This is a genomic window from Chondrinema litorale (assembly GCF_026250525.1).
GTDB classification, from domain to species: Bacteria; Bacteroidota; Bacteroidia; order Cytophagales; family Flammeovirgaceae; genus Chondrinema; species Chondrinema litorale.
This window is the reverse complement of sequence record NZ_CP111043.1, coordinates 1367661-1391028: the sequence shown is the minus strand read 5'-3', so window position 1 is coordinate 1391028 and position 23368 is coordinate 1367661. Positions and strand designations below refer to the sequence as shown.

The 23368-nt window shown below is 31.7% G+C and carries 21 protein-coding genes, 1 tRNA gene, 1 other RNA gene and 1 pseudogene; 13 read left to right on the top strand and 11 right to left on the bottom strand.

Annotated elements, in window-relative coordinates; all coding sequences use genetic code 11:
* Window positions 1-49 precede the first annotated feature (49 nt).
* The gene (locus OQ292_RS05910) at window positions 50-931 is read right to left on the bottom strand and encodes a DUF58 domain-containing protein (protein ID WP_284685134.1); all 882 of its coding nucleotides are present in this window, start codon (window positions 929-931) and stop codon (window positions 50-52) included.
* Between the two features lie 207 nt (window positions 932-1138).
* Here OQ292_RS05910 and OQ292_RS05905 point away from each other — a divergent pair, with 207 nt between their 5' ends.
* From OQ292_RS05905 to OQ292_RS05885, 5 genes are all read left to right on the top strand, one after another.
* Entirely contained in the window at window positions 1139-1543 is a 405-nt protein-coding gene (locus OQ292_RS05905) for a DUF4296 domain-containing protein (protein WP_284685133.1), read from the top strand.
* Between the two features lies 1 nt (window position 1544).
* On the top strand, window positions 1545-2957 hold the full coding sequence (locus OQ292_RS05900) for a methyltransferase RsmF C-terminal domain-like protein (RefSeq protein WP_284685132.1): 1413 nt from the start codon (window positions 1545-1547) through the stop codon (window positions 2955-2957).
* 147 nt (window positions 2958-3104) lie between these two features.
* Window positions 3105-3479 (top strand): BlaI/MecI/CopY family transcriptional regulator, encoded by a 375-nt coding sequence (locus tag OQ292_RS05895; protein ID WP_284685131.1) that lies wholly within the window; start codon window positions 3105-3107, stop codon window positions 3477-3479.
* Complete coding sequence (locus tag OQ292_RS05890) at window positions 3476-5521, top strand: M56 family metallopeptidase (RefSeq protein ID WP_284685130.1); 2046 nt, start codon at window positions 3476-3478, stop codon at window positions 5519-5521. The genes OQ292_RS05895 and OQ292_RS05890 overlap by 4 nt, the downstream gene beginning before the upstream one ends.
* Before the next feature lie 130 nt (window positions 5522-5651).
* Entirely contained in the window at window positions 5652-8084 is a 2433-nt protein-coding gene (locus OQ292_RS05885) for an ABC transporter permease (protein ID WP_284685129.1), read from the top strand.
* Between the two features lie 62 nt (window positions 8085-8146).
* Here the strand turns inward: OQ292_RS05885 and OQ292_RS05880 are convergent, their stop codons facing one another.
* Window positions 8147-8611, bottom strand: a complete 465-nt coding sequence (locus OQ292_RS05880; protein WP_284685128.1) for a hypothetical protein — start codon at window positions 8609-8611, stop codon at window positions 8147-8149.
* A 144-nt stretch (window positions 8612-8755) separates the two neighbouring features.
* Entirely contained in the window at window positions 8756-9433 is a 678-nt protein-coding gene (locus OQ292_RS05875; RefSeq protein ID WP_284685127.1) for a PQLLE family protein, read from the bottom strand.
* 608 nt (window positions 9434-10041) lie between these two features.
* Between OQ292_RS05875 and OQ292_RS05870 the strand changes: the two genes are divergently transcribed.
* The 4 genes from OQ292_RS05870 to OQ292_RS05855 all read left to right on the top strand — a co-directional run bounded on the left by OQ292_RS05870 (window position 10042) and on the right by OQ292_RS05855 (window position 13047).
* A complete protein-coding gene (locus OQ292_RS05870) occupies window positions 10042-10449 on the top strand; it encodes a hypothetical protein (RefSeq protein ID WP_284685126.1) in 408 nt (135 codons plus the stop codon).
* An 87-nt stretch (window positions 10450-10536) separates the two neighbouring features.
* Window positions 10537-11628, top strand: a complete 1092-nt coding sequence (locus OQ292_RS05865) for a DUF748 domain-containing protein (protein WP_489686927.1) — start codon at window positions 10537-10539, stop codon at window positions 11626-11628.
* On the top strand, window positions 11629-12585 hold the full coding sequence (locus tag OQ292_RS05860; protein ID WP_284685124.1) for an ADP-ribosylglycohydrolase family protein: 957 nt from the start codon (window positions 11629-11631) through the stop codon (window positions 12583-12585). It begins immediately after the preceding gene.
* Window positions 12586-12606: 21 nt separating this feature from the next.
* Window positions 12607-13047, top strand: coding sequence for a DinB family protein (locus OQ292_RS05855; RefSeq protein ID WP_284685123.1), 441 nt, complete (start codon window positions 12607-12609; stop codon window positions 13045-13047).
* A gap of 84 nt (window positions 13048-13131) precedes the next feature.
* Here OQ292_RS05855 and OQ292_RS05850 read toward each other — a convergent pair whose 3' ends face one another.
* Entirely contained in the window at window positions 13132-14673 is a 1542-nt protein-coding gene (locus OQ292_RS05850) for an alpha-L-arabinofuranosidase C-terminal domain-containing protein (protein WP_284685122.1), read from the bottom strand.
* 359 nt (window positions 14674-15032) lie between these two features.
* On the opposite strand from OQ292_RS05850, the pseudogene OQ292_RS40995 reads away from it, so the two are divergent.
* Window positions 15033-15089 (top strand): annotated as a pseudogene (locus OQ292_RS40995) (two-component regulator propeller domain-containing protein); the annotation flags it as partial.
* Complete coding sequence (locus tag OQ292_RS05845) at window positions 15072-15275, top strand: two-component regulator propeller domain-containing protein (RefSeq protein WP_284685121.1); 204 nt, start codon at window positions 15072-15074, stop codon at window positions 15273-15275. The pseudogene OQ292_RS40995 and the gene OQ292_RS05845, both read left to right, overlap by 18 nt.
* A gap of 75 nt (window positions 15276-15350) precedes the next feature.
* Here the strand turns inward: OQ292_RS05845 and ssrA are convergent.
* From ssrA to OQ292_RS05830, 3 genes are all read right to left on the bottom strand, one after another.
* Window positions 15351-15756, bottom strand: a transfer-messenger RNA (tmRNA) gene (gene ssrA, locus OQ292_RS05840).
* 67 nt (window positions 15757-15823) lie between these two features.
* Complete coding sequence (locus OQ292_RS05835) at window positions 15824-16894, bottom strand: branched-chain amino acid aminotransferase (RefSeq protein ID WP_284685120.1); 1071 nt, start codon at window positions 16892-16894, stop codon at window positions 15824-15826.
* 165 nt (window positions 16895-17059) lie between these two features.
* A complete protein-coding gene (locus OQ292_RS05830) occupies window positions 17060-17860 on the bottom strand; it encodes an inositol monophosphatase family protein (protein WP_284685119.1) in 801 nt (266 codons plus the stop codon).
* A gap of 214 nt (window positions 17861-18074) precedes the next feature.
* On the opposite strand from OQ292_RS05830, the gene OQ292_RS05825 reads away from it, so the two are divergent.
* Window positions 18075-18149 (top strand) — tRNA-Arg (locus OQ292_RS05825).
* A 263-nt stretch (window positions 18150-18412) separates the two neighbouring features.
* The gene (locus OQ292_RS05820; protein ID WP_284685118.1) at window positions 18413-19684 is read left to right on the top strand and encodes a phage integrase SAM-like domain-containing protein; all 1272 of its coding nucleotides are present in this window, start codon (window positions 18413-18415) and stop codon (window positions 19682-19684) included.
* Between the two features lie 479 nt (window positions 19685-20163).
* Here OQ292_RS05820 and OQ292_RS05815 read toward each other — a convergent pair whose 3' ends face one another.
* The 4 genes from OQ292_RS05815 to OQ292_RS05800 all read right to left on the bottom strand — a co-directional run bounded on the left by OQ292_RS05815 (window position 20164) and on the right by OQ292_RS05800 (window position 23354).
* The gene (locus OQ292_RS05815) at window positions 20164-20574 is read right to left on the bottom strand and encodes a DUF5675 family protein (RefSeq protein WP_284685117.1); all 411 of its coding nucleotides are present in this window, start codon (window positions 20572-20574) and stop codon (window positions 20164-20166) included.
* Window positions 20575-20662: 88 nt separating this feature from the next.
* Entirely contained in the window at window positions 20663-20950 is a 288-nt protein-coding gene (locus OQ292_RS05810) for a hypothetical protein (RefSeq protein WP_284685116.1), read from the bottom strand.
* A 6-nt stretch (window positions 20951-20956) separates the two neighbouring features.
* Entirely contained in the window at window positions 20957-21355 is a 399-nt protein-coding gene (locus OQ292_RS05805) for a hypothetical protein (RefSeq protein WP_284685115.1), read from the bottom strand.
* A gap of 76 nt (window positions 21356-21431) precedes the next feature.
* Complete coding sequence (locus OQ292_RS05800; RefSeq protein WP_284685114.1) at window positions 21432-23354, bottom strand: ligand-binding sensor domain-containing protein; 1923 nt, start codon at window positions 23352-23354, stop codon at window positions 21432-21434.
* Window positions 23355-23368: the final 14 nt, after the last annotated feature.

Genomic DNA, 23368 nt, shown 5'->3' with positions numbered 1-23368 from the left:
AAGTTAAATTCCCTTTTTTATCTGGTAAAGATAAATCCTAATCAATAAATTATTTTCTGTAATTATTTCTGATTTTAAATAATTTAATCAGTTTAGGCACATAATCCTCATTTGTATTTACATAGAGATAGTTTGCATTATTCCTTTTACACATTTTTTGTAGACTCTCTTTGCTCTCTTTGTAGTAATGATCAATTCTTTTTCTAAACATTTTAGAAGAAGTATTTACCCAAACAGTTTTACCTGTTTCTTTATCGTGCAGAGGAATAATTCCAACATTTGGGAAAGATGTTTCTCTGTCATCTGCTACATGTATCGCGATGAGATCGTGTTTTCGGGCTATGGCTTTAAGGTTGCGTTCGTAATCATCGTCCAAAAAATCGGAAATAATTACAAACATGCTTTTCCTTCTAATAGTAGAAAGCGCCATAAGCATAGCTTTGTTAAGGTTGGTTCTTGTAGATGTAGGTACAAGCCTAAATATAGTATTTATTATCTCGTAAGCATGTTTAGGGCCTTTGTCTGGTTTAATAAATTTTTCTTTTTTATCACTAAAACATAACAAACCGACAGATGAAGCTTCTTTTACTGCCGAAAGACTTAATACACCACAAATTTCTTTACTTACATCTATCTTTTTTTGATGTTCTTTACCAATGTCTTGAGAAGCACTTACATCAAGAATAAAGAAAATGTTTTGTTCTTTTTCTTCTTTGAAAGTTTTTATAAAAGTGCCATGCCCTTTAGCAGATGCATGCCAATCTATATGTCTAATATCATCACCGTATTGATATGAGCGGACATCATCAAACTCAAGCCCCGAACCCTTAAAAACAGAATGATAGTCTCCCTGCATTTGAGAATTAATAGCTTTACGAATCCTGATTTCGTAATTCTGTAGCTTTTTTATTAACTGTTTGATTTCCTCCATAAAAAAAATATCAAAAAAAATTTCAGGCAAGTAAGCACTTAAGCGAATCAAAAATCCTGATAATTATAAGCAGAATTTTTTTTTTAACAGTATTTAACGCACTGAATCAACCTGTTTTTATGTTGCATGTAGTTGATCTGATATGTCAGATGCTCAAAGTTAGTAGCTTTGCCTGATTTTTTTGAGAATAATGGATAATTTTGAATTATGAAAGCAATACTCTTATCGACGGTTCTAGTCTTTTTTTTATGGTCTTGTTCTAAAAACAAAAGTGAAGATGCACCAGAAGGTATTTTACCAAAAGGTGAAATGATTAATATTTTAGTTGATTTACACCTGGCAGAATCTAAGGTAAGTGAAAGAAAAGAGAGTGTTTCCGATAAAGTCGCTCTTTTTAATGCTTATGCTACTCATATTTACGAACAGCATAATACAGACAGTACACAGTACAAGAATAGCCACGATTATTATATGCAGAGCTTAGATGATATGAAGGAGATATATAGTACTGTAACAGATAGTCTCCAATCATTGCGAGACGAATTTGAAAAGAACGATAGAAAACAACCTAAAAAGAACGAAAAGTCTAATAGTAAGACCAAAAAAAGCTAAAATGAGTAAGCCAAAGGAAATAAACTTGCCGGAAAGTTTTACAATCCGGATGAAAGAGACATTGGGTAGTGAATTTGATAAATTTCTGGAGGCGTTAAGTGATCAACCTCCTGTTTCAGTGAGGTATAATCCACAAAAGTATCTGGTTAAAGATAGCCAGAATGAAACAGTTCCTTGGTGTAGAAATGGTTTTTATCTGGAATCTCGCCCAGAGTTTTTTAAAGATCCATTAATTTTTGCTGGTGCTTATTATGTACAGGAAGCTTCATCTATGTTTGTTGATAAAGCACTAGAAGCATACCTACCAAAAGATGAACCTGTAAAAGTACTAGACCTATGTGCTGCTCCTGGAGGTAAAAGTACTTTGATAAACTCAGCTATTAGTAGCGATAGTTTACTTCTCTCAAACGAAATCGTATCCAAAAGGGCAATTCCTCTTGCAGAGAATTTAATGCGTTGGGGAAACCCGAATGTATTGGTGGCAAATAATAACCCTCAAGATTTAGAAATTCTCTCGGAGTTTTTTGATGTAATCTTAGTAGATGCTCCTTGTTCAGGCGAGGGTATGTTTAGAAAAGATAAGAAAGTAATTAATTTATGGGGTGATAATCTGCCTCAAGCCTGTGCACAACGCCAAGAACAAATACTGGAGAGTGTAGATAAGATGTTGAAACCGGGCGGACTGCTTATTTACAGTACTTGTACTTTTTCTCCCGAAGAAAATGAAGAACAAGTAAGAAACTTGGTAAACTCAGAAGAGTATGAGTCTCTACAACTTCCTATAAAGCCAGAATGGGGAATAACAGAATTGGTTGAAAATATGGCTAATAATGCAAAAGCCTATAATTATAGATTTTATCCACATAAAACTAGAGGTGAAGGCTTTTTCTTATCTTGTTTAAGAAAGTTAGATGATGGATATGCAAGCAGTAAAATAAAACTCTCTAAAAAAGCAGTCAACTCTTTCAAATCACTTCCTAAAAAATACCTCGATATAATTGAGAAATGGGTAAAAAAACCAGATAGTTTAACTTTTATCCAGCAAGAAGATGAAATGGTATATGCATTTCCAAAGGCATTACTTGCTGATCTAAAGTTAATAGACAAAGCATTAAACCTAAGAATGAAAGGGGTTGAACTGGGCAAGCTCCGAAATAATAAATTTATACCTTCACACCATCTTGCTGTTAGTCAAATCCTATCCGATAAAATTCCTGTGATAGAGCTTGATTACGAACAAGCTGTATACTATCTCAAAAAGCAAGAAATTGAAGTAAATACCGCGACAGTTAAAGGTTGGGCTGTAGTTTCTTATGAAGGTGTAAACTTAGGCTGGATTAAAGTATTACCTAATCGAATAAATAATTATTACCCTATTGATTTACGCATCAGAAAAGACTTCGAGATAGAATAAAAAACCTCCTTTTTTATTTATGAAGGCTAATTGTGAATTTATTTACGACAAAAATCGTAGTAAATTTGCTATTACGATGAGTATCGTATATAATTGTTATTACGATTTCTGTCGTAATTTAAAAGATATATTAAATTATTATCAAATATGGCCAAGCCAACAGAAGCAGAACTAGAAGTTTTGCAAGTATTATGGAAAAGTGGGCCCTCCACTGTAAAAGAAGTACATGATATACTTGCTACAAGCAAAGAAGTAGGATACACCACCACATTAAAAATAATGCAAAATATGTTTGAGAAAAAACTAGTAAAAAGAGAGCCTGCTGGTAGAAGCCATGTATACGAAGCATTGGTTTCTGAAGAAGACACTCAAAAAAAATTGCTAGATAAATTCTTACACACAGCCTTTGGAGGTTCTGCTATGAAGCTTGTAATGCAAGCTTTGGGTAATCACAATCCATCTAAAGAAGAAATTGAAAGCATTAGAAAAATATTAAATCAAAAAGAAGGAGGTAAAAAATGATATTTACAGAACAAATACTTTCTCAAGAAATTATTCACGCGCTAGGCTGGACAATTCTTCATGCATTGTGGCAAGGTACTTTAGTAGCTTTGGCATTAGCCGTTTGCATGTTTTTTCTTACTAAAAGTTCTGCACAGATTCGCTATTTCATTTCTGTTTCGGCATTAGCAACCATGCTAATTATATCATTAATTACTTTTTATTCAGTATTGCCAGATAAACCAATTAATGAAATAAGTAATCAATCGGAGTTTGAAATAGATGCGCCACATGAGCCTGTTAACCAGAATTACATCTATATTGAAAAGACAGATATAATTTCTCAAATAAGCTATTTCGTAGATTATTTCAATCAACATTTGCCCGTAATCGTAACAGTTTGGTTATTAGGTGTATGTATTTTCTCTCTTAAGTTATTAGGTGGTTTAGCTTATATCCAAAGAATGAAAAATTACAGAGTAAAAGCTGTAGGAGAGATGTGGCATAACAAAGTAAAGACAATAGCTAATCAATTAGGAATTAAAAAACATGTGTCTATTCTTGAATCTGCACTAGTAAAAGTGCCACTAGTTGTTGGGCACTTAAAACCAGTCATACTATTGCCATTAGGAACCATTTCAGGTTTATCGCCAAATCAATTGGAGGCTATACTTGCTCATGAAATAGCTCACATTGCCAGAAATGATTTTATGGTAAATATTCTACAATCTTTTATAGATATCTTATTCTTTTATCATCCTGCAATGTGGTGGATATCTACTGTTATTAGAGATGAAAGAGAGAATTGTTGTGATGATATTGCTGTAGCAGTTAATAAAGATTCTATCACTTTTGCTAGAGCACTAACAGAACTACAAGAAGTACATTGGAGGCAGCCAGTTGCAGCAATGGCTATAAAGGGTAATAAAGGCAAGTTAAAAGCTAGAGTTGAGCGATTAATTAATACAGATGGTAGAAATACGCTTAGTGCTTCTTTTAAAGAAGGTTTTATTACAGCGATAATGGTTTTTGTGGCAATCTTAGGCTTTTCATTTACAATAAATCAGACCTATTTTAATAAGGCAAATAACTCACAACTAGTAATAGATAGTTTAGTGACAGCTGAGGTAATAAATGAACCTATTAAACAAGATACTTTAATCATAGAAAGTCAGGATTCATCTAATGTAGAAGCTGAGATTGTTTTACCAAATCCAGATTTAAGAGGAGTAAGTATTACAATGGAAGATGGAAGATATGTTTTTGCTAGGCTAGATAATGAAAATAATGTCGTAGAACTGTTTATTGAAGGCAAAAAAATTAAAAAGAATAAGTTTGATAACCATCTTGATGTATTAATCGAAATCAAAGAATCTGTAGATAATAAGAACTTAAATAAAGCCATACTGGAAGCAGAAAAACTAAAAAGAGATAATTTAAAAAGCTTGGTTATTAAGAATCAACTAGAAGAGTTAGATGAGATGAGAAAACTGAAAAGAGAAATTAATGCTTTACAAAAGAAGCAAATAGCAGTAGGCTTATCTCAGAAAGAAATACAATTACTTAAAGTTGATCTTCAAAGAGAATTAGATGAGAAAAACCAAGAGGAATTAAAGCGTAGTTTGAAAGAGGTTCACAAACTTAGTGAAGAAACAAAAAAACTTAGTAATGAATTAGTAAAAGAATATGCAAGAACAAATCTTCAAACTCATGTCATCATGACACACGAAGTAAACGAAAAAATAAAATTACTTAAAGAAGAACGAAATGCTATAATTGAGCAAATACAAAAAGAGCAGCTTCTTAAGGAGTTAGATACAACAAGAGAAACATTAGAAAAAGAGAAAATAAAGCATAATGCCTTAAGAGATAATATTTTAGCTCAATTAGTAAAAGATGGCTTAATAAAATCTATTGACGATAAAATGGAATTAAAACTTACTAAAGATGAACTGATAATTAATAATAAGGCACAATCTGGCGAATATTTAAAAAAGTGCTTGCAGATATATAAAGATATTATGGGAAAGGAAATGGAGAGCAAGCAAAACTTTATATATTAGGAGCAATTAATTTAAAAGTACCTCTCATAAAAATACGATTCACTACATAATTCTGGCGGTTCAGTACTTCTCATTACAGTAAAGTATTGAACCGCTTTATTTATGCTTCAAACAGTATAAATCTAAGATTATGTTTAAAAACTACTTTAAAATCTCAATAAGAAATATTAAAAAAAAGAAGTTATTTACCCTTATAAATTTGTCAGGTTTAGGTCTTGCAATAGCCTGTAATATCTTAATATATATTTTTGTAAAAGATGAACTTAGTTTTGATCAGTTCCATCAATTAAAAGATAGAATTGTAAGAATAAATAGAATTACCTATAACCCTGACGGAAGCTTTAAAAGCTCTGATGCATTCCTGCCAATGCCTCTAGGGCCATCCATTGAAAAAGACTTGCCAGAAGTAGAAAAGGCTATTCGTTTTTTAAGTTATAACCAATACTTTGTTAAAATAGGAGAGGATGTTTTTTCAAATGAGGTGCTATTTACAGAGCCAGAATTTCTAAATACTTTTTCATTTAAGGTCTTAAAGGGGAATAAAAATACAGCTCTAGATGAATTAAACAGCATCTTAATTACAGAAGATGTAGCCTCAAAATACTTTAAAGAAACTAATCCGATAGGGCAAGAAATAGAAGTTAAGCTAGGAGATAACTTTGAAACATTTATAATATCTGCAATCTTAGAAGATAGTCCCTCAAACTCTAGTATATCTTTTAACATGATTCTCCCATTAGTAAAAGCAAAATCTGCTTTTGATTGGGTGAAAGAAAGTGAAGATATGTGGAATAGATCGGCATTTCCAACTTATTTATTATTAAAAGAAGGAGTCTCTGTTGATCAATTACAACAAAAGCTTTTATCATTTAGGCATAACTATTATCCTGAAGAGCTAGGAGAACTAAAAAAGGAAAAAAATTGGCAAAAAGGTGATCCTGTAGAAGTAAATTATTATGCACAGCCTATTACAGACATTCATCTAAATACACAATTACAGTCAGGTATGTCTACACCAAGTAATCCTGTCTATTCTTATATCCTAATAGCAATTGGCCTTTCTCTATTAGTATTAGCTTGTATCAATTTTACTACATTAACCATAGGGCAAGCAACTAGAAGAATTAGAGAAATAGGTATGAGAAAAACTGTTGGAGCTCAAAGGCTACAGTTAATTTTTCAGTTTTGGATTGAGTCTTTTTTAATGACTGTTTTGGCAACTATAATAGGTGTTTTTCTAGCTTATATAACATTACCAGAATTTAATTTTATATCTCAAAAAAACCTTGAATTTAGTAGCCTAATTAATTTACCTTCAATAACTGTCTTGGTTTTATTTTTAATTACTACAGGAATAGTAGCTGGAGCATATCCTGCTATTATGTTTTCTGGATTTAAACCATTGTATGCTTTAAAAGGAAAAGTAAAACTAGGAGGTACTAATTTATTTACTCGATCTCTAGTTGTATTGCAATTTGTTATTTCTGCTTTATTGGTAAGTGTAACTCTATTAATGAGCAAACAAATCCAGTATATGAAAACAAAAGATTTAGGATTTAGTAAAGAACAAATTTTAGTTATAAATTCAAATTCACTGGATGGCTATAATCTTATTGAGAAATTAAGGGTAGAAACAGCCAATATTCCTTCAATTTTAAATATTGCTGGTTCTGCAACTTCTTTTACTATGGGGAGTATGAGGCGAGGTTTTGAGTATGATGGAGAAAATAAACAAGTGCATTACTTTGAGGTAAGTGCAAATTACATTGAAACAATGGATATGAAACTTTTAGAGGGTAGAAACTTTAACCCATTGCTAGCTTCGGACTCTACTAATTCAATTCTTGTAAATCAAGCTTTGGTTAAAGATTTTAATTTTGATAACCCAATAGGTGTAAAACTAGAAGGATTTGCTAGAGGAGATAATCCAGCTCCTGTAATTATTGGTGTATTAAAAGATTATCATTTTACTTCTTTAGCAAGTGCAATTGAACCGCTTGCTATTACAATAGGCTCCAGATTCGGTTATAGATATCTTTTAGTAAAAATAGCTCCTGGAACAATTAAACAATCAATTTCTGCCCTTGAGAATATATGGAATAAAATAAGCCCCGATTTACCTTTTACATATTATTTCTTAGATAACCAGATGAAAAACCAATATGAAAATGATGAGCGATGGGAGAAAATAGTATTATACGCAAGTGCAATCACTATTTTTATAGCATGTTTAGGCTTATTTGGATTAACTTCAATTACAACAGCAGGCAGAGTAAAAGAGATTGGTATTAGGAAAGTACTAGGAGCAAGTATTACAAGAATTATATGGCTTATTTCATCTGAATTTACTCTATTAGTTAGCCTTGCTATATTAATAGCTACTCCAGTTACTTGGTTTCTTTGTAAAGAATGGTTGCAAAACTTCGCCTATAAAATTGCTATTTCACCTAGCTTATTTCTTTTAACAGGATTATTTATTTTATCACTTTCAATTCTAACAAGTGCTTTTTATACAATAAAATCTGCTTTATCGAATCCTGTAAAAGCATTAAGAAGCGAATAATACAATATAACATAGTATACCATGAATAAGCTAAGGTACTTCAAAATCAAAAGTATTTTAGTTTATTCCATTTTTAGGCGCTCGATAATATTTTCTAACTCATCTGGTTTTTGAGTGCCTATTAATATTTTTTTATTGTTTTTAAGTGTAATGTCTAAGCCAGTATTTCCAGATGTATTAAAAGCTTTATTTCCGCTAAAGTTTATTCTAATACCAAAGCCTCCAAATTCACTAATAGCATTATATTTTTTTATCTTAACACTACGAACATCTAACCATTTAATAACTTTCCATTTATTAAAGTATGGTTTAAATCTATAGTGGATTCCAGTTTTGTTTACTTGAGTATCTAATCTTGAAAAAAAGATGATTAATGTAATGCCTATAGTTATTAAAAATGGACCTATAGAATATGGATTGCTAAATATTCCATATAAAGTTAATCCATTAACAATTAATAATACAAACCAAAGCCACGGTTGGGTAAACTTTTGACTTTCTCGAAATTCTAATTGAGTATCAGCCATAATAATAGGGTTAATTTACTTGATACTTAATTAGTCGCAGAAATGCTAAGTATATTACAAAAAAAAAGCGTGCACCCCCCGGCACACGCAATAGTCGAAAAAATCAAAATTGGAGTTAAAAAAATTAGATATTAGTTGAAAAAATTAATCTTGAATAGCATTTTTCTTTTTGCTTTCACTATTAAAGTCAAAGGCAAATTCCTTGCCGACTATTTTAGTAGTTGCATTAAATTCTGTATACCAATTACGTAGAATACTAATTTTTTCGTCTCTATTATACGTAGCAATTACAGCCTCATCTGTTAATTGCTTTTGTGTTTGACTAAGTAATTCAACTTCATTAGTAAGTTCTATTCCTTTTTCTAATTCTTCAGGTGCTATACCTTTATTTTTAAAAATGTTTTTTATTTCGGTTTCACTCAAAGCAATATTGTAAAACTTTCGTACATCACTTAACCAGTCAACTAAAGCAGATTTTCTTTTACCATTAGCACTTAGTTTTTCCAAAGTTCCTCTGTCTTTCTTAAAAACTACCCTTGCAAGACTTAAATGTCTCATGTAAACTTTATGCAAGTTATTTTTTGCTTGGATACAATTATCAGTAGCAGCATATTTACGACCATAGGCTACTTCCTTGATTTCATCCAACTCCAGAATTTCCTTATGCCAAGTAAGAGCAGACTCTAAATCTTTTTTAGAGTATCCACATGAAATTGCTTTTTTTAAAAGCTTTGAATCATTTAGTGTAGCACTAATTGCTATTTTCCATGTTGATAACTGCCTATACCAAGAGCTCGTTTTTTTTCTGGTAGATTTTTCCATGGTAGTTTAAAAATATAATATCATCATATTTGAATGTGCGATTGATTTAATAAACGTGAAGAGGAGTGATTATTATATATCAATATTAAAAAAATATACTTAAGTAATTTTTTTGGTAAAAAGTGAATTAAAAGGAAATATTGAGGGCTTTTTTGTTAATATTCAAAGAAAACTTGTTAATAATCTGGGCTTTAGTGAGAAGTAATTGGGTATTTGTTATTTATTTCTGGCATAACTTACATTTAGGTGGTAAGTAACTACTTATTTTACATTAAGCGTGAATGTATAGTAGTAATTAATTAAGTATTTGAACAATTAGATTAATTTTTTAATCACTTTAAGCTTAAATCTTAATTGCTTGTAAGTGAAGCATATATAAGAAAGGTAATAAGCCTGTCTCATTATAAAGTTATGGTTAGCTTTAGTGTTTAAACTAAGTATTTGTTGAATAAGATAGTAATAAATATCTAAAAAATATATTTTCAATAAATAATAATCTTAATTTATATTATAAGGTAAAATAAAAATTGTTATTTGCTTATTTAGGGTTAATTATATTGATTTGGGTATCTATATAATAAATAATTAACTCTATAAATCAATTAGCAATGAAGAAAATTGCCTTTTTTTGTTTATTTACGCTTGTGTCTTTTGTAGGATTTAGCCAGCCTAGTATTAGTTATCATCAATCAAACTTACCATTTGTAGGAATTAATTACGAAATTAAAGAAAGACTTAAACCTGAACTTAGACTAGGTACCAATTACCTATTTGAAGATATTACAGTTGAAATAGATATTTCCTATGATATAGCAAATAAAGAAGACTATGAAATTTATGTAGGAGGAGGTTTTTTAACAAGTGATCATACAGATGGTATAGTTATTCCAATAGGTACTGCTTTTTATCCTTTTAATGAAAAGAAATTTGGCTTTCATTTAGAATTAGCACCAATAATAGGAGACAATAATATTTTAAGAGGAAGCTGGGGTATTAGATATAGATTTTTAAAATAATCAACCATTATTTTAAGACTTTGATGGTAATACCTGTAAAAAATTGTTAAATCTTAAGAAATAGACGGCTTTTATAGTTGTCTATTTATGGCTAAACGAAAGAAAACATTCAAATGGAGTATAATATTGATTATACTCCTCATTTTAATAAGAATAATTTTACCCTATGCTATTAAGTGGTACTTAAATAATAAGGTGCTCAACAATATGGATGCATACCAAGGAGTAGTAAAAGATATTGATCTTGCTCTTTGGCGAGGTTCTTATACAATAGACTCATTAAAAATTGATAAAATAGATGCTAAAGTAAAAGAACCATTTATAGAAGTAAATAAGATTGATTTATCAGTACAATGGCGATCTTTATTTAAAGGAGAAATTGTAGGCGAAATTGATTGTTATCAACCTAAAATAAACTTTGCTTTTGGTGAGAGTAGTGAGCAAACACAAACAGGTGAAGAAGAAGACTGGACAAAAGTAGTAAAAAGTCTTATCCCAATTAAAATAAATCGATTTGCTATATCTGAGGGTGAAATAGCACTCACTAATATTCTCACAGAACCCAAGACAGATTTACCCTTAAAAGATTTTCAATTAGAAATAACAAATATTCAGAATGTAGAAGAGCAGGTAACAGATTCTTTACCAAGTTCAATTGTCGCAAGTGGTACTGCATCTGATTATGGTGGTACCTTGTATTTTAATGCAAGTGCATATCTATTAAAAGAGATTCCCGACTTTGATTATAATTTAGGCTTTGAAGATGTTAATTTAATTAGTTTAAACCCTTTAGCTAAATACTATACAGGTATGGATTTCGAAAAGGGTACAATTAGTATTTACAGTGAAATGGCCATGAAAGATCAAACTTTTGAAGGTTATTTAAAGCCATTAGTAAAGGAAATGCGAATATTTAATTGGAAAGAAGATAATAGACCTTTAGGTCAATGGATAAAAGAATTTTTTAGCGAGGGAATTCAAGAAATTTTTGAAAATCAGAAAAAACAACAATTCGCTACTAGAGTACCAATTCAAGGTCAATTAGATAATGTAAATACAAATATTTGGCTTACTGTATTTAACTCATTTAAGAATGCATATATTAAAGCATTTGAGTATAAATTAGACAAATCGATAGATTTTAAAGATTTGCAAGCAAAAACGGAGAAGAAGAAGTAAATGAGAGGTAAAGCAAAAGATATTTTATTAGGTGTGGCTGTGGGAGATGCTTTAGGTGTGCCTTATGAGTTTAAAAGTAGAGAAGCATTGCGCAAATTACCAGTAAGAGATATGATTGGTTATATGACGCATAATCAACCAGCTGGTACTTGGTCTGATGATAGCTCATTAACATTTTGTTTAGCAGAAGCCATTGCTGATGGGTATACATTAAAAACAGCTGCATTTAATTTTATTAAATGGAAGAATGAAGCCTATTGGACCGCTCGTAATAAGATTTTTGATATAGGGTTAACAACAGCAAAAGCTATAACAGACTTAGCAAGGATATTAAGTATTGAAGATTTAGAAGCATTAGAAACGTTAAAATATGCTTCTACTGAATATGATAACGGAAATGGTTCTCTAATGAGAATATTACCTTTGATTTATGTAATTAAGGGTAAGGATATTAAAATGCAATTTGAAATAGTTTGGAACTGCTCAGCTTTAACTCATAGACATATAAGAGCAGGTATGTGCTGCATGATATATCTTAAATTAGCTGAATATCTGATAAATGGTTTACATAAAATAATAGCCTATGAGAAAACCAGAGAAGATATTCAAGAATTATGGAGGTTAATAGATTTTGATTCAACAGAACAAAAACATTTTCAAAGAGTAATTCAAGAAGATATAAGAGAAGTTAGTGAAAACTTAATTTTGTCTGGTGGATATGTAATTGAATCTTTAGAAGCTAGTTTATGGTGTTTTTTGCTTGAAGATAGCTTTCAAGAAACTGTATTAAAGGCAATAAATTTTGGACATGATACAGATACCACTGGAGCAATTACAGGTGGTTTAGCTGGAATATATTATGGTTATGAAAGTATACCTGAATATTGGATTGCATCTTTAGCTAGGTTTGAAGATATACTTGAGTTAGGTAATAAACTAGATAAATATGATGGTTAATGTTTATATTGTTAATTAGTAATGGAACATTTACAAACACGAATTAAAAATCTTTTAGCTTCTGGTAAAACATATTTAATTAATTGTTCTCAAGAAGACGCATCATTTAAGCCATTTTTTAAAAAGTGGTCAAAGAAAGAGATTCTGGGGCATTTGATTGATTCTGGAATAAATAATTTACAAAGGTTTACAGAAATTCAATATGAAACTAAGCCTTATGTACTGAGACAGTATAAACAGGATGCATTAGTAATTGCTAATGACTATCAAAATGCAGACTTGGCTGAATTATTAGAAATGTGGTTTGCTATCAATCACAGAATAATTAATGTAATAGGTCATTTAGATGAAGCCACTCTTAAGTTTGAGGTTGTCGTTGACAATGTAAGTTATGATTTAAACTTCATAGTAGTTGATTATGTAGACCATATGGAACATCATTTAAAACAAATTATGAATTAGTCATAAAATTAGGCGATACAAAAAGAGCTAGGCTATTTATAAATAACCTAGCTCTTTTTTATTCAAGTATCTATGAATGATGATTTAATCTTTTTTAACTACCAATATATTTATAGATAATGGAGCGACCTCTAATCCCTTTTTCAGTTTTATAGCTTCTTCAGAAATATTTACTATATCTTTTTCTCCAATTACATTGTAGGCATTTTCATCAAGAGCAGTAACTTGAATTAGTTTCCCTTCAGAAGTATTTACTCCTTCTATATTTAATTTAGTCTCAATGGCATCTTTACTACGGTTTACGATAAAGACACACACTTCATTTGAACTATTATTAAAAGTTGAAGAAATATCTAAAGCTGATATTGTTTTATCATCAGTCAAGGTAGGTATATCAGAAGTTTCAACATTTAGTAATGATGTTCCTAAGTATTTTCTAAAATATTGTAAAGGGTAAAAGACAGTTTGCTCAATTGAGCCTTTTTTATTAGCTAGAATTGCTCCCAAAATATTTACAGATTGAGCCCAATTTGCCATAGTAACATTGGCGGATTGCCTGTGAAAAACATTTAAAAAAGAGGCTGTTGCCAAGGCATGTCTCCAAGTGTATTCACAATCTAGATTATATTGTCCACCGCAGTTACCTTCCCAAATTCCCCACTCATCAATCGAAATTTTTATAGCTTCTGATCGTGGAGGGAAACGATACCATTTTGAGAAATCTTCTACTTTAGCTGGAAATTGCTCAAGATAAGTTCCTAGCTCGATTAAACTATTTTCAAAGCGATCTACTTGATTGTAAATAGACCAAGGTTTTCCATCAATTGTGCCTACATACCAGTGTATCGAAATATAGTCGGTAATAGGAGAAAGTGATCCAATTACAACATCATTCCATTCTTGTTTAAATGGATCGGCAACTACAAAGAATTTAATAGATGGGTCTGTCAGCTTCATCAGTTTAGCAAAATACCAAGCTTCTTCTGCATATTTTGCAGGGTCAGATAAACGTCCGGCATCTTCCCAAGCGGCTTCTTCGTTTCCAAGACTCCAGTATTTGACATTGTAAGGTTCTTCAGAGCCGTTTTTTCTACGGAGATTAGCATAATAAGTATTCCCAGTACCATTACAGTATTCAACCCAGTTAGCGGCTTCCTCGGCTGTTCCTGATCCCATGTTGATAACTATGCTAGGTTCTGCTCCAATTTCATGGCAATATTTTATATATTCGTCAGTACCAAAATGGTTGTCTTCTACACCTCCCCAGATTAGGTTTCTTCTTGCTGGGCGTTCAGAACGAGGTCCAATGCCATCTTCCCAATGGTATGTTTTAGTTACTGTACCTCCTGGATATCTTAAAACAGGAGTATTTAGTTCTTTTATTTTCTCCAAAACATCCTTTCTAAACCCATTAGGATCAGACAAAGATGAGCCTTCTTCAAAAATACCTCCGGTGATGCTATTGCGAAGATATTCAATGAACTGGCCATAAATATTCGGAGAAATTTCAGTATCATTTTCTGGAAAATGAATAGTTATTTCAGCTTTGTTTTGTGCGATTGTGTTATAAGTAGTTAGTGCAAACAGAACAATTAGTAGTAATGTGATTTTTATATTTTTTCTCATGTTAGTTTTTTGAATGAAAATTTCAATTCAAAATAAATAAAAAAGATCGAGATGATTTTTCTTGTTGCTGTTTAAATCACCTGTTTCAAGATTTAATCTATATGAAATGATTTTTAGGGGGAGGTGTTTTAAAAAGTAATTTTAGAATAGGATTAAGATAAATATTTGAGAACCCAAATTAGGTCTCTGAAATTCCAAGAGCAAATATTAAATGAATGGCTATTTATGTTTGACTGAAAAGTCTGTAATACCAACAAAATGTTCAATTATCAATTGTCTTTTTTTAGTTGATGAACTATTGTAGATAGGATATGGTATTCATGCTATCAGCAATAGAGTATACCTAGGGTAATTCTTTTGAAAATGTTTTCTCTATTGGTGAAGATGCAATAGGGAATATGTGGTTTGGAACCTATGCTTCAGGTGTTTGGAGATTTGAAGATGAAGTACTAACCAATTTTATGGAAAAGGATGGATTAGTGAGTAATCATGTTTGGACAATTTATAGAAGTAAACATGGAGAAATGTGGTTTGGTACAGCAAACCTGAGTAGTGTATATAAGTTTAATGGAGATTCTTTTGAAAGGAAATATGGAAAATGAGAACTAATTTTATGACCATGCTATTGATAAACAAAAAAGCCCCTGAGCGTATCTCAGAGGCTTTTTACATTTTGTATGTGGAGCCGGAGGGATTCGAACCCTCGTCCAGAGAAGGTACCTAGTGAGCCTTCTACATGCTTATCTACGCTTTAGATTTTCGTGCTGTAGCAGGTCGGTAGCAAACCGACTAACAGCCTTATCCACTAAAGCTTCACTTTGATCACGTGGCATTACCAAAGCTATTCCTGCGATATCGACACCCCGTGCTCGACGCCAGCAAGACAAAGGCATCGCGGGATGATAGCCGGGGAACGTAGTTCAACCCTTTAAGCCAGAAATTATAACACTAAGTTATAATTAGGCAGCCATGGCGTAGTTTTCTTCGCCTGTTATTGTGTGAGACTATCTTTTAAGGCTCTCACCTCATGAGCCTGCATGCTTATACTCATAAACACTCGACCTGTCAATACCAGTCGGCCCCATACGTCAAAGAACTATTTATTATTGCAAAGATACAACAAAGTGCATCCTTTTAAGTTCGAATTAATTTAAATTTTGTAATTCCATCCTCGGTTATCCACAATTTCTCCTCTTTGGATGCCCTTTAATTCTGTGAGAATTTTGTTAGAAATTTCTCTAGTTTCAACTGCTGGCAACTCATAAGTATCTCCATCTAAGCCAACATGAGATATATGCGTGATTACTGCTGCAGTTCCTGCACCAAACATTTCTTTTAAAGAACCATCTTTCACACCAGAAATAATTTCTGCAACTTCTACTGGCCTTTCTTCTACAGTTAATCCCCAATCACGTGCGATTTTTAGTACACTTTCTCTGGTGATTCCCGGCAAAATCGTATCTGAAGTAGGAATTGAAACAAGTTTATCATTAAAAACGAATAGAACGTTCATCGTACCCGATTCTTCAATAAGCTTATGTTCTACACCATCTGTCCAAAGTAACTGATCGAATCCTTGTTGTTGTGCCAATTTAGCAGGATACATAGCCGCTGCATAATTGCCAGCAGTTTTTGCATAACCAGTACCTCCTTTGGATGCACGAGTATATTTAGTTTCTACTTTTACCTTAACCGGAGCTGCATAATATTTACCTACCGGACATGTAAAGATAATGAATTGATATTTTTCTGAAGGTTTAAGACCGATATATTCATCAGTAGAAAACATAAATGGCCTAATGTATAAAGATGCATCTTCAACATCTGGTACCCAGTTACGATCCAAATCAATCAAGCGGTGTAAACCTGTCATAAATAATTCTTCTGGTAGATCAGGCATACACATTCTTAATGCAGACTCTCTCATTCTCTTTGCATTAGCTTGCGGTCTAAAAACTAGTACAGAATCATCAGACTGAGACTTAAAGCCTTTCAATCCTTCAAAGATAGATTGTCCGTAGTGCAATACTGAAGTTGCCGGACTCAGGTTTAGTTTATTAAAAGGTACAATTCTGAAATCTCCCCACTGTTTTCCATCATAATCAGCGACAAACATGTGGTCTGAGTAGATTTTTCCAAATGGGATATTATTAAAATCAACTTTTGGAAGACCCGATTGAGCAACTTTTTCTGTGGTAATATCTAAGCCTGTATCTATCATGGTTAATATTATTTATTGCAATTGATCGAACTGCGAAAAATAGTTATATAAATGCAAATATATATATTCTCTAAACAAAAAAATTGCTTAGATCATACAGATTTTTAATTTAAAAAAACATTAAATGTGTAAATTTTGAAAGGGTATATAAGTAGAGTTACATTCTTATATTATGGCTTTTTCGCTAAATAGTTTAACTATGTCGTGGTGTATTTTTTCTGGAGCGGCAAGTATTTGTCTTCCAAAAATATAATTTTCCTCATCTTGATAGTCAGAAACTACCCCACCAGCTTCTTGCACAATAAGACTAGCTGCAGCTACATCCCAAGGTTTTAAGCCTGATTCAAAAAAGGCATCGAGCTTTCCATCTGCCACCATTGAAAGTTCAAGCGCGGCAGCACCTAGTCTGCGTAAACCGTGAATTTTAGGAAGAATTTCAACTATAAAATCTAGTGCCTGAGGAAGTTTTGGATGAAAAGTACCAGGAAAACTAGTAGCAATTACAGCTTGCTCAGTTGTTTTATTTCTATCAATCTTTAAACTCTTACTGTTGCAAAAAGCACCTTTGTCTTTAATTGCATAATAAGCTTTATCGTGAATAAAGTCGGTAACAACGCCTAGAAGGGTTTTGCCATTATACATAAGAGCAATGCTACTACAAAAGAATGGTATACCATGAACAAAGTTTGTAGTGCCATCTAGTGGATCAATAACCCAGTTATAGCCCTCTTCATTTTTCTCACCATGACCTTCTTCGCAAATAAATCCAGCAGAAGGTAGAAGTTCAGATAAACGTTTTACATACATTTCTTCCGCCGTTTTGTCTACATAAGATACAGGATCGTTAAACTCCTTGTATTCTATTCGATCTCTATCGAAATTGTAAAATTCGTTTACAATAAATTCCCCTACTTTTTTGCTTAGGTTAACAACCTGCTGGCATAAATTCTCTAGGTCTTCTTTCATAGTGGTTATAACCAATAAATTTAATATAAAAGTATTCCCGAAAGCTAGGTATTTTCCTTAAAACATCGAAACTTTTCAGGTTTTAAAACCATGAAAAAGCTTGAAATACAAGTTCCAAAATCATGATTTTGTTATATACTAACTGCAATAACAGTATTTTGATTTTATAGATTCAAAGTCTATTTTTGTAGCCTTATCAAGCTAAGTACTTATTGGCCCCGTAGTTCAATGGATAGAATAGGAGTTTCCTAAACTCTAGATACAGGTTCGATTCCTGTCGGGGCCACCAAGATACCAGAAAGAGCGTATAATAACAACGTTAAATATAATAGGGGATTCTATTATCTTATCTAAAAATCCCTTAAATACTCTAAAAACATCTCTAGTTTAAAAATTGATTTAAAAATCTTCTTCGTTTGGGAGTTTTTCCAATGCAAAGTGTGAGGATTTTTTGTGTATAAATTGTTTCCACCTTCATTTCAGTGTTTCCACGTGAAATAAAAAAATTAATGTAACCAAAAAAGATTATAAAAAATTTAATTAATGCTAATTATGGGGGGTAAAATAAATCACATTACTAAACCAAAATTTAATGAAAAAAAAAGAACGTTTGATGTACAATTTTTCCCTAAAAACACTAGACGCAAAAACTATCAGACTATCTACTGTCACATTTCAGTTAATCAAAAAAGAACAAAAACAGCTTTTTCAACTAGCGTACACATTCCTATAGGCTTGTGGGATAAAAATGCCAAGTATATCATGAGTAGGGAATATGACGGAGAACAAATGAAGCTTAATGAAATTAAATCTAATCTGGAGGAGATATATTCCTATCTAAAAACTGCAAAACGTACTTATAATGCAGAAATAATTAAAAGATTCTTTCTTGAAAAAGACCAAGTGGATAAATCAATAATTGAATTATACTATTTATGGTTAGAAGATATGGAAGCTGAAATTGATAAAAGTATAACAATGCATACATGGAAAAAGTATCATAACAAGTTAAGTCATCTAAAGCAATATTTAACAAAGTATAACCTACTAAATATTAGTGTTGAAGATATTAATGAAAAGTTTGGGGTTAACTTTGAGGTATTTCTAGAAAGAGAATTGAATCTAAAACATAATACAGCTATGAGAAGTATTATGCAGTTAAATAGGGTTTTAACATGGGGGGTTAGGAAGGATATTTTAGAAAAAAACAAACTTTCATTTTACGAATACAATTTTCAACCACCAGAAGCTCCAAAGTTTTTAAGTGCTGAACAATTGGAAAAATTTACAAAGTTTAGCTTTAATTCACCAAGCTTACAAAGGGTTTCAGATTCTTTTATATTTCAGTGTTGGACTTCTTTCGATTATGCTGATTTGGTTGATTTTAGAAATAACAAACATATAATAACTATTGACAATAAGTTATGGATAAGAAAGAGGCGTAGTAAAGCAAGATTAAAAAGTGTGAAACAAATAATCTTAGTGCCTATTTTTCCAGAGGTGAAGAAGATATTAGTCAAGTATGATTGGAAGGTTCCAATTTTTTCTGAGGAACGAGACAAAGTCATGTCTTATGATAAATATAGAAAGTACTTGAAAGAGTGTGCTGAAATATTAGGTATAGATGAAAACCTTGTAACTAAAACCGGTCGAAAAACTTTTATTAATATGATGTATGAGTGTGGTCTAGATAGTGATGATATATCAGCAATGGTAGGTCATAATAGTCCTAAGACAACTATAAAATTTTATTTACAATTCTCTAGTAAAAGAATTAGGGTGAGTGTTGAAAAAGTATTTGGAAAAGATTTTATGGTGGGTTAAAAATCACTTCTTTGAAATATCTCTAAAGGAAGTGTATAAAAAAACACCTGATCACAGATTAGGTGTTTTCGAAAATTATATAGGATGATATGAATAAATTAATTTTGACAGGAACTAAGTAATAGTTTTTTTACTTGATTCTAATCTTATTAAAACATTCTTGAATTTCTTATTTAATGTATGAAGCTTTTGCTTCAATTCATTTAATTTTTTCTCATCTTCTTGAAATTCAAATTTGTTTGTGTGTGATGTAGTAGTTTTCATGATATAAGTAAATTAGCGTCAACAATCGGTTATATTTAAAACCTTATGTTGATATATGATATTTGTATTTGAGTGGAGGATTAACACTTGATAAGTTTGCAGAATAGTAGTATGCATAAAAAAAGCCTGATTATGAATCAGACTTTTTACTTTGACTTAATAACTTAAATTGATCATGTGATATGAAGCAATTTTTTAGGGTTGCTCAAAATTAGTTAAACAATTTCAAGGACAAAACTCTCAGGCAATAACTCCATCATTTTACTTAATGTCTTTTCAGAGCTGGTCACATCTTTTAGACCATCCTTATTAAGGTCATAAAAAAATGCTCCAGGTAACATACAGCCTGCTGTTTGAGTATAGAAATTCCCAACATGTATCAGTATCCAATCTCTGTTAACCACATTTTGTATATGTAAATGTGGGTATTTGAATTTACTTCTTTGATCATGTCGCTTTTTAACCAGGTAAGTTCCTTTGGGGATACAGGATTTATTTGACTGATTATCCTTATAGGGGAGCTCTAATATTTTACACTCAAAAAGTAAGTTTTCTTTTTCATAGATTCTCCATTCTCCCAAGGTTTGTTTACCATCATCATATAAGCGGGTAAGTATATTTTTCATAAGGGTAAAAATTTAAAGTAAAAATGCCGGAAATCTCCCGGCACATTTGTAAAAACTAGTTGCTATTACTTTCACAAAATATTGAATTTTAGAGATTATTAATTTCGGCAGTTATTCCTTTTAGAATTTCCTTTACTTCTGTGTTTTTAGTCTTTCTTAGCTCTTTTTCTATTATTTCAATCACTTTTATTTTGGAGATGTTTTTTTCTTTTACAGGCTTTGAAAGTGTGCTATCATTTTTTTCAATTACAAATATTTCAGGATCAGAAATCAATGCATTAAATAAGTTGATATACAACCTTTCCATTGAATCAATAAATTCTTTACCTTTCTCTAAAAGTTGTTTGGTGATATCTTCCTGATCCTCTTTGCTCATCAATTATTAATTCATATCCTTCTTAATTCTGGCTGAGGCTATTTCCAGTTTTTTCATGTTGTCTTGCAGGATTTCATGATACAAATTGAGTTTAGTTAAAGTATCTCGGATTGTCTGCTGATCGGTTCGGTATTCTTCCCGAAACTTTTCTATTTGGTTGGCATTGTTTTCAATCTTGGTTTCGATTTTTTCATAGTTATTATCAATCTTTGCTTCTAGCTTCTGTAAGTCATCTTTGATTAATTGCTCATCTTTATTATGTGTTTTCTCATCTTCTTTTTCCTTTTTGACAAAGTCTCTTTTGAGCGTATTAAAATCAAAATATAGCTTTACTAAGGCTCCAATACCAATTACCATTTGAGAAATGATAATGCCTAAAATATGGTTGACAATAAATTCATTCATAGCTGAAAAAATTGAAAGAACATGATGTATTCAAGAAAGTAGAAGGAGCTAAATTATTAAGCTCCTTTTAGACATATTATGCATTGTAATACACATCGATTGAATCATTGGTGTCCAGGTCAAAACCTGCTATAGAACCGTTAAAAAATAGTGTGTCTCCAATAGCTAATTCTTCAAAAGTTTTTGCAGTTGTTCCACCATCTACACTGAAATAAAAAGGCATCGTTTTTACACCATTTCCTAACCTGTGAACAGTAGAATTGATGGTGACAAATATTAGCCCTGGCTTAGGTTTTTTAGGCAAAGCAATTCCTGTGTTTTGGTTGTCGCCAGATAATATAGAAGATGGGTTTTGCTGTACAATGCCTTCTTCGAAGCTTCCTTGTGAAGCTGCTATCTTTTCTTCAACAGTTTTTATTGTTGCTAAGTGTTGGGGGAGTGTTGGCTCTGCACCTGCTGCAATCGAATGCTTGTATAAAAATGGATTATCTGATAAAGCGATATAAGTAATATCGTTTGTTTTATCCCTGGCAACTAGTTTAAATTCTTGAGTCGGTAAGCTTGGTACTGCATCTCCACTTACAGAAGTAGCAGAATTTAATAATCTTCCTTCATCTGTTGTAGGATTATAAAACCAAATACCCGTTAAAGTATTTCCATCAGTGTAAACACAAGCTAATTCTTCACCATCCCATGTAATTTGATAAACAATATTTGCAGGAAGTGAAACACCATTTGACGGTATATAAGAAGCATCTAAAAAAGTATGAATACCTGTTATTCTATTGTGCATACTAACCCCAGATTCATCCATTGGATTAAAAATATAATTGGGGCTTACTGTTAAAAATTGCTGAATAGAAGAAGGTAAACCCGAATTACTATTATTGAAGCTTTGCGCGGTATTATTTAGAATATCATATACCCAGATCCCCTCGTAATCTGCATCAAGATATATTGTATTATCATCTATCTGAACATTATAAATATCATTATCCTGAAATGCTGAACCTGAACTAAAACTAGAACCATTTGTAATTACTGTTCCTGTATCGGTAGATTTATCATAAATCCATAAACCCGCAGAAGTGGCCGCAACAATATAATTATTGGATCCGTCAACACTTCTTACATTATTAGAAGGTAATTGTGCGCCATTTGCAGCCCCTCCAGAAGTATTAAATACTTTACCTTCACCAGTAACTAAATTATATCGGAAGATACCAGAAACATTATAAGGTAAATATATTTCGTCACCATCTTTAAACATGATGTTATTACCATTAATATTTCCACTTGGGAAAGCATCACCAGAACTAACAACAGTGGAGTTATTATAAGTGGTTAGTGATTGGGTTGATGGATCGTAAACATATAAATTAGCATACCTAGTAGCATATATTTTACCATCACTATCCAACATCATAGTATCCCAATATTGTCCAATCCCCGTCAATAACTCTCCATTTTCACCACCTGCTTTATACTCTAAAGGCTGTTCTAATAGATTGTTTAATGAAAACTTGCCTGTAGCTTCATCATAAGATAAACCTTCCCCAGCTTCAAACAAAGCTCTAATATATGCATCTTCTAAAGGTGGTTTTTCCAGTTCAACAAAATCATTTTCATTGATATCTGAGCCTCCAGTATGTAAATACGTTTTTATTCCCCCTGTAGCTGATTTTAAGACAATTGTATCACCTTCTTGAAATTCATCTCCAGTAGTATAATTAGAAGCTATAAAACTAGTAAGATCTACAGCAACAGCATTTACAGTCACAGAAGCAATTGCAGTAGCTTTTACTTTTAATTCATTGTTTACAATTTCCACATAAGCACCACTACCAGCAGCTACTTTTAACTTTTCAGCATTTATTCTGTCATTAACCACCTGAAGGCTAGTTACCTGACCAGGTTGTGAGGCTGTATAACCAGTAAGATCAATTTTTTGACCTAATATAGTCGCATTTTTGAGATGTTTTCCATGAATTAGAGTCATGATAAAAAATACAT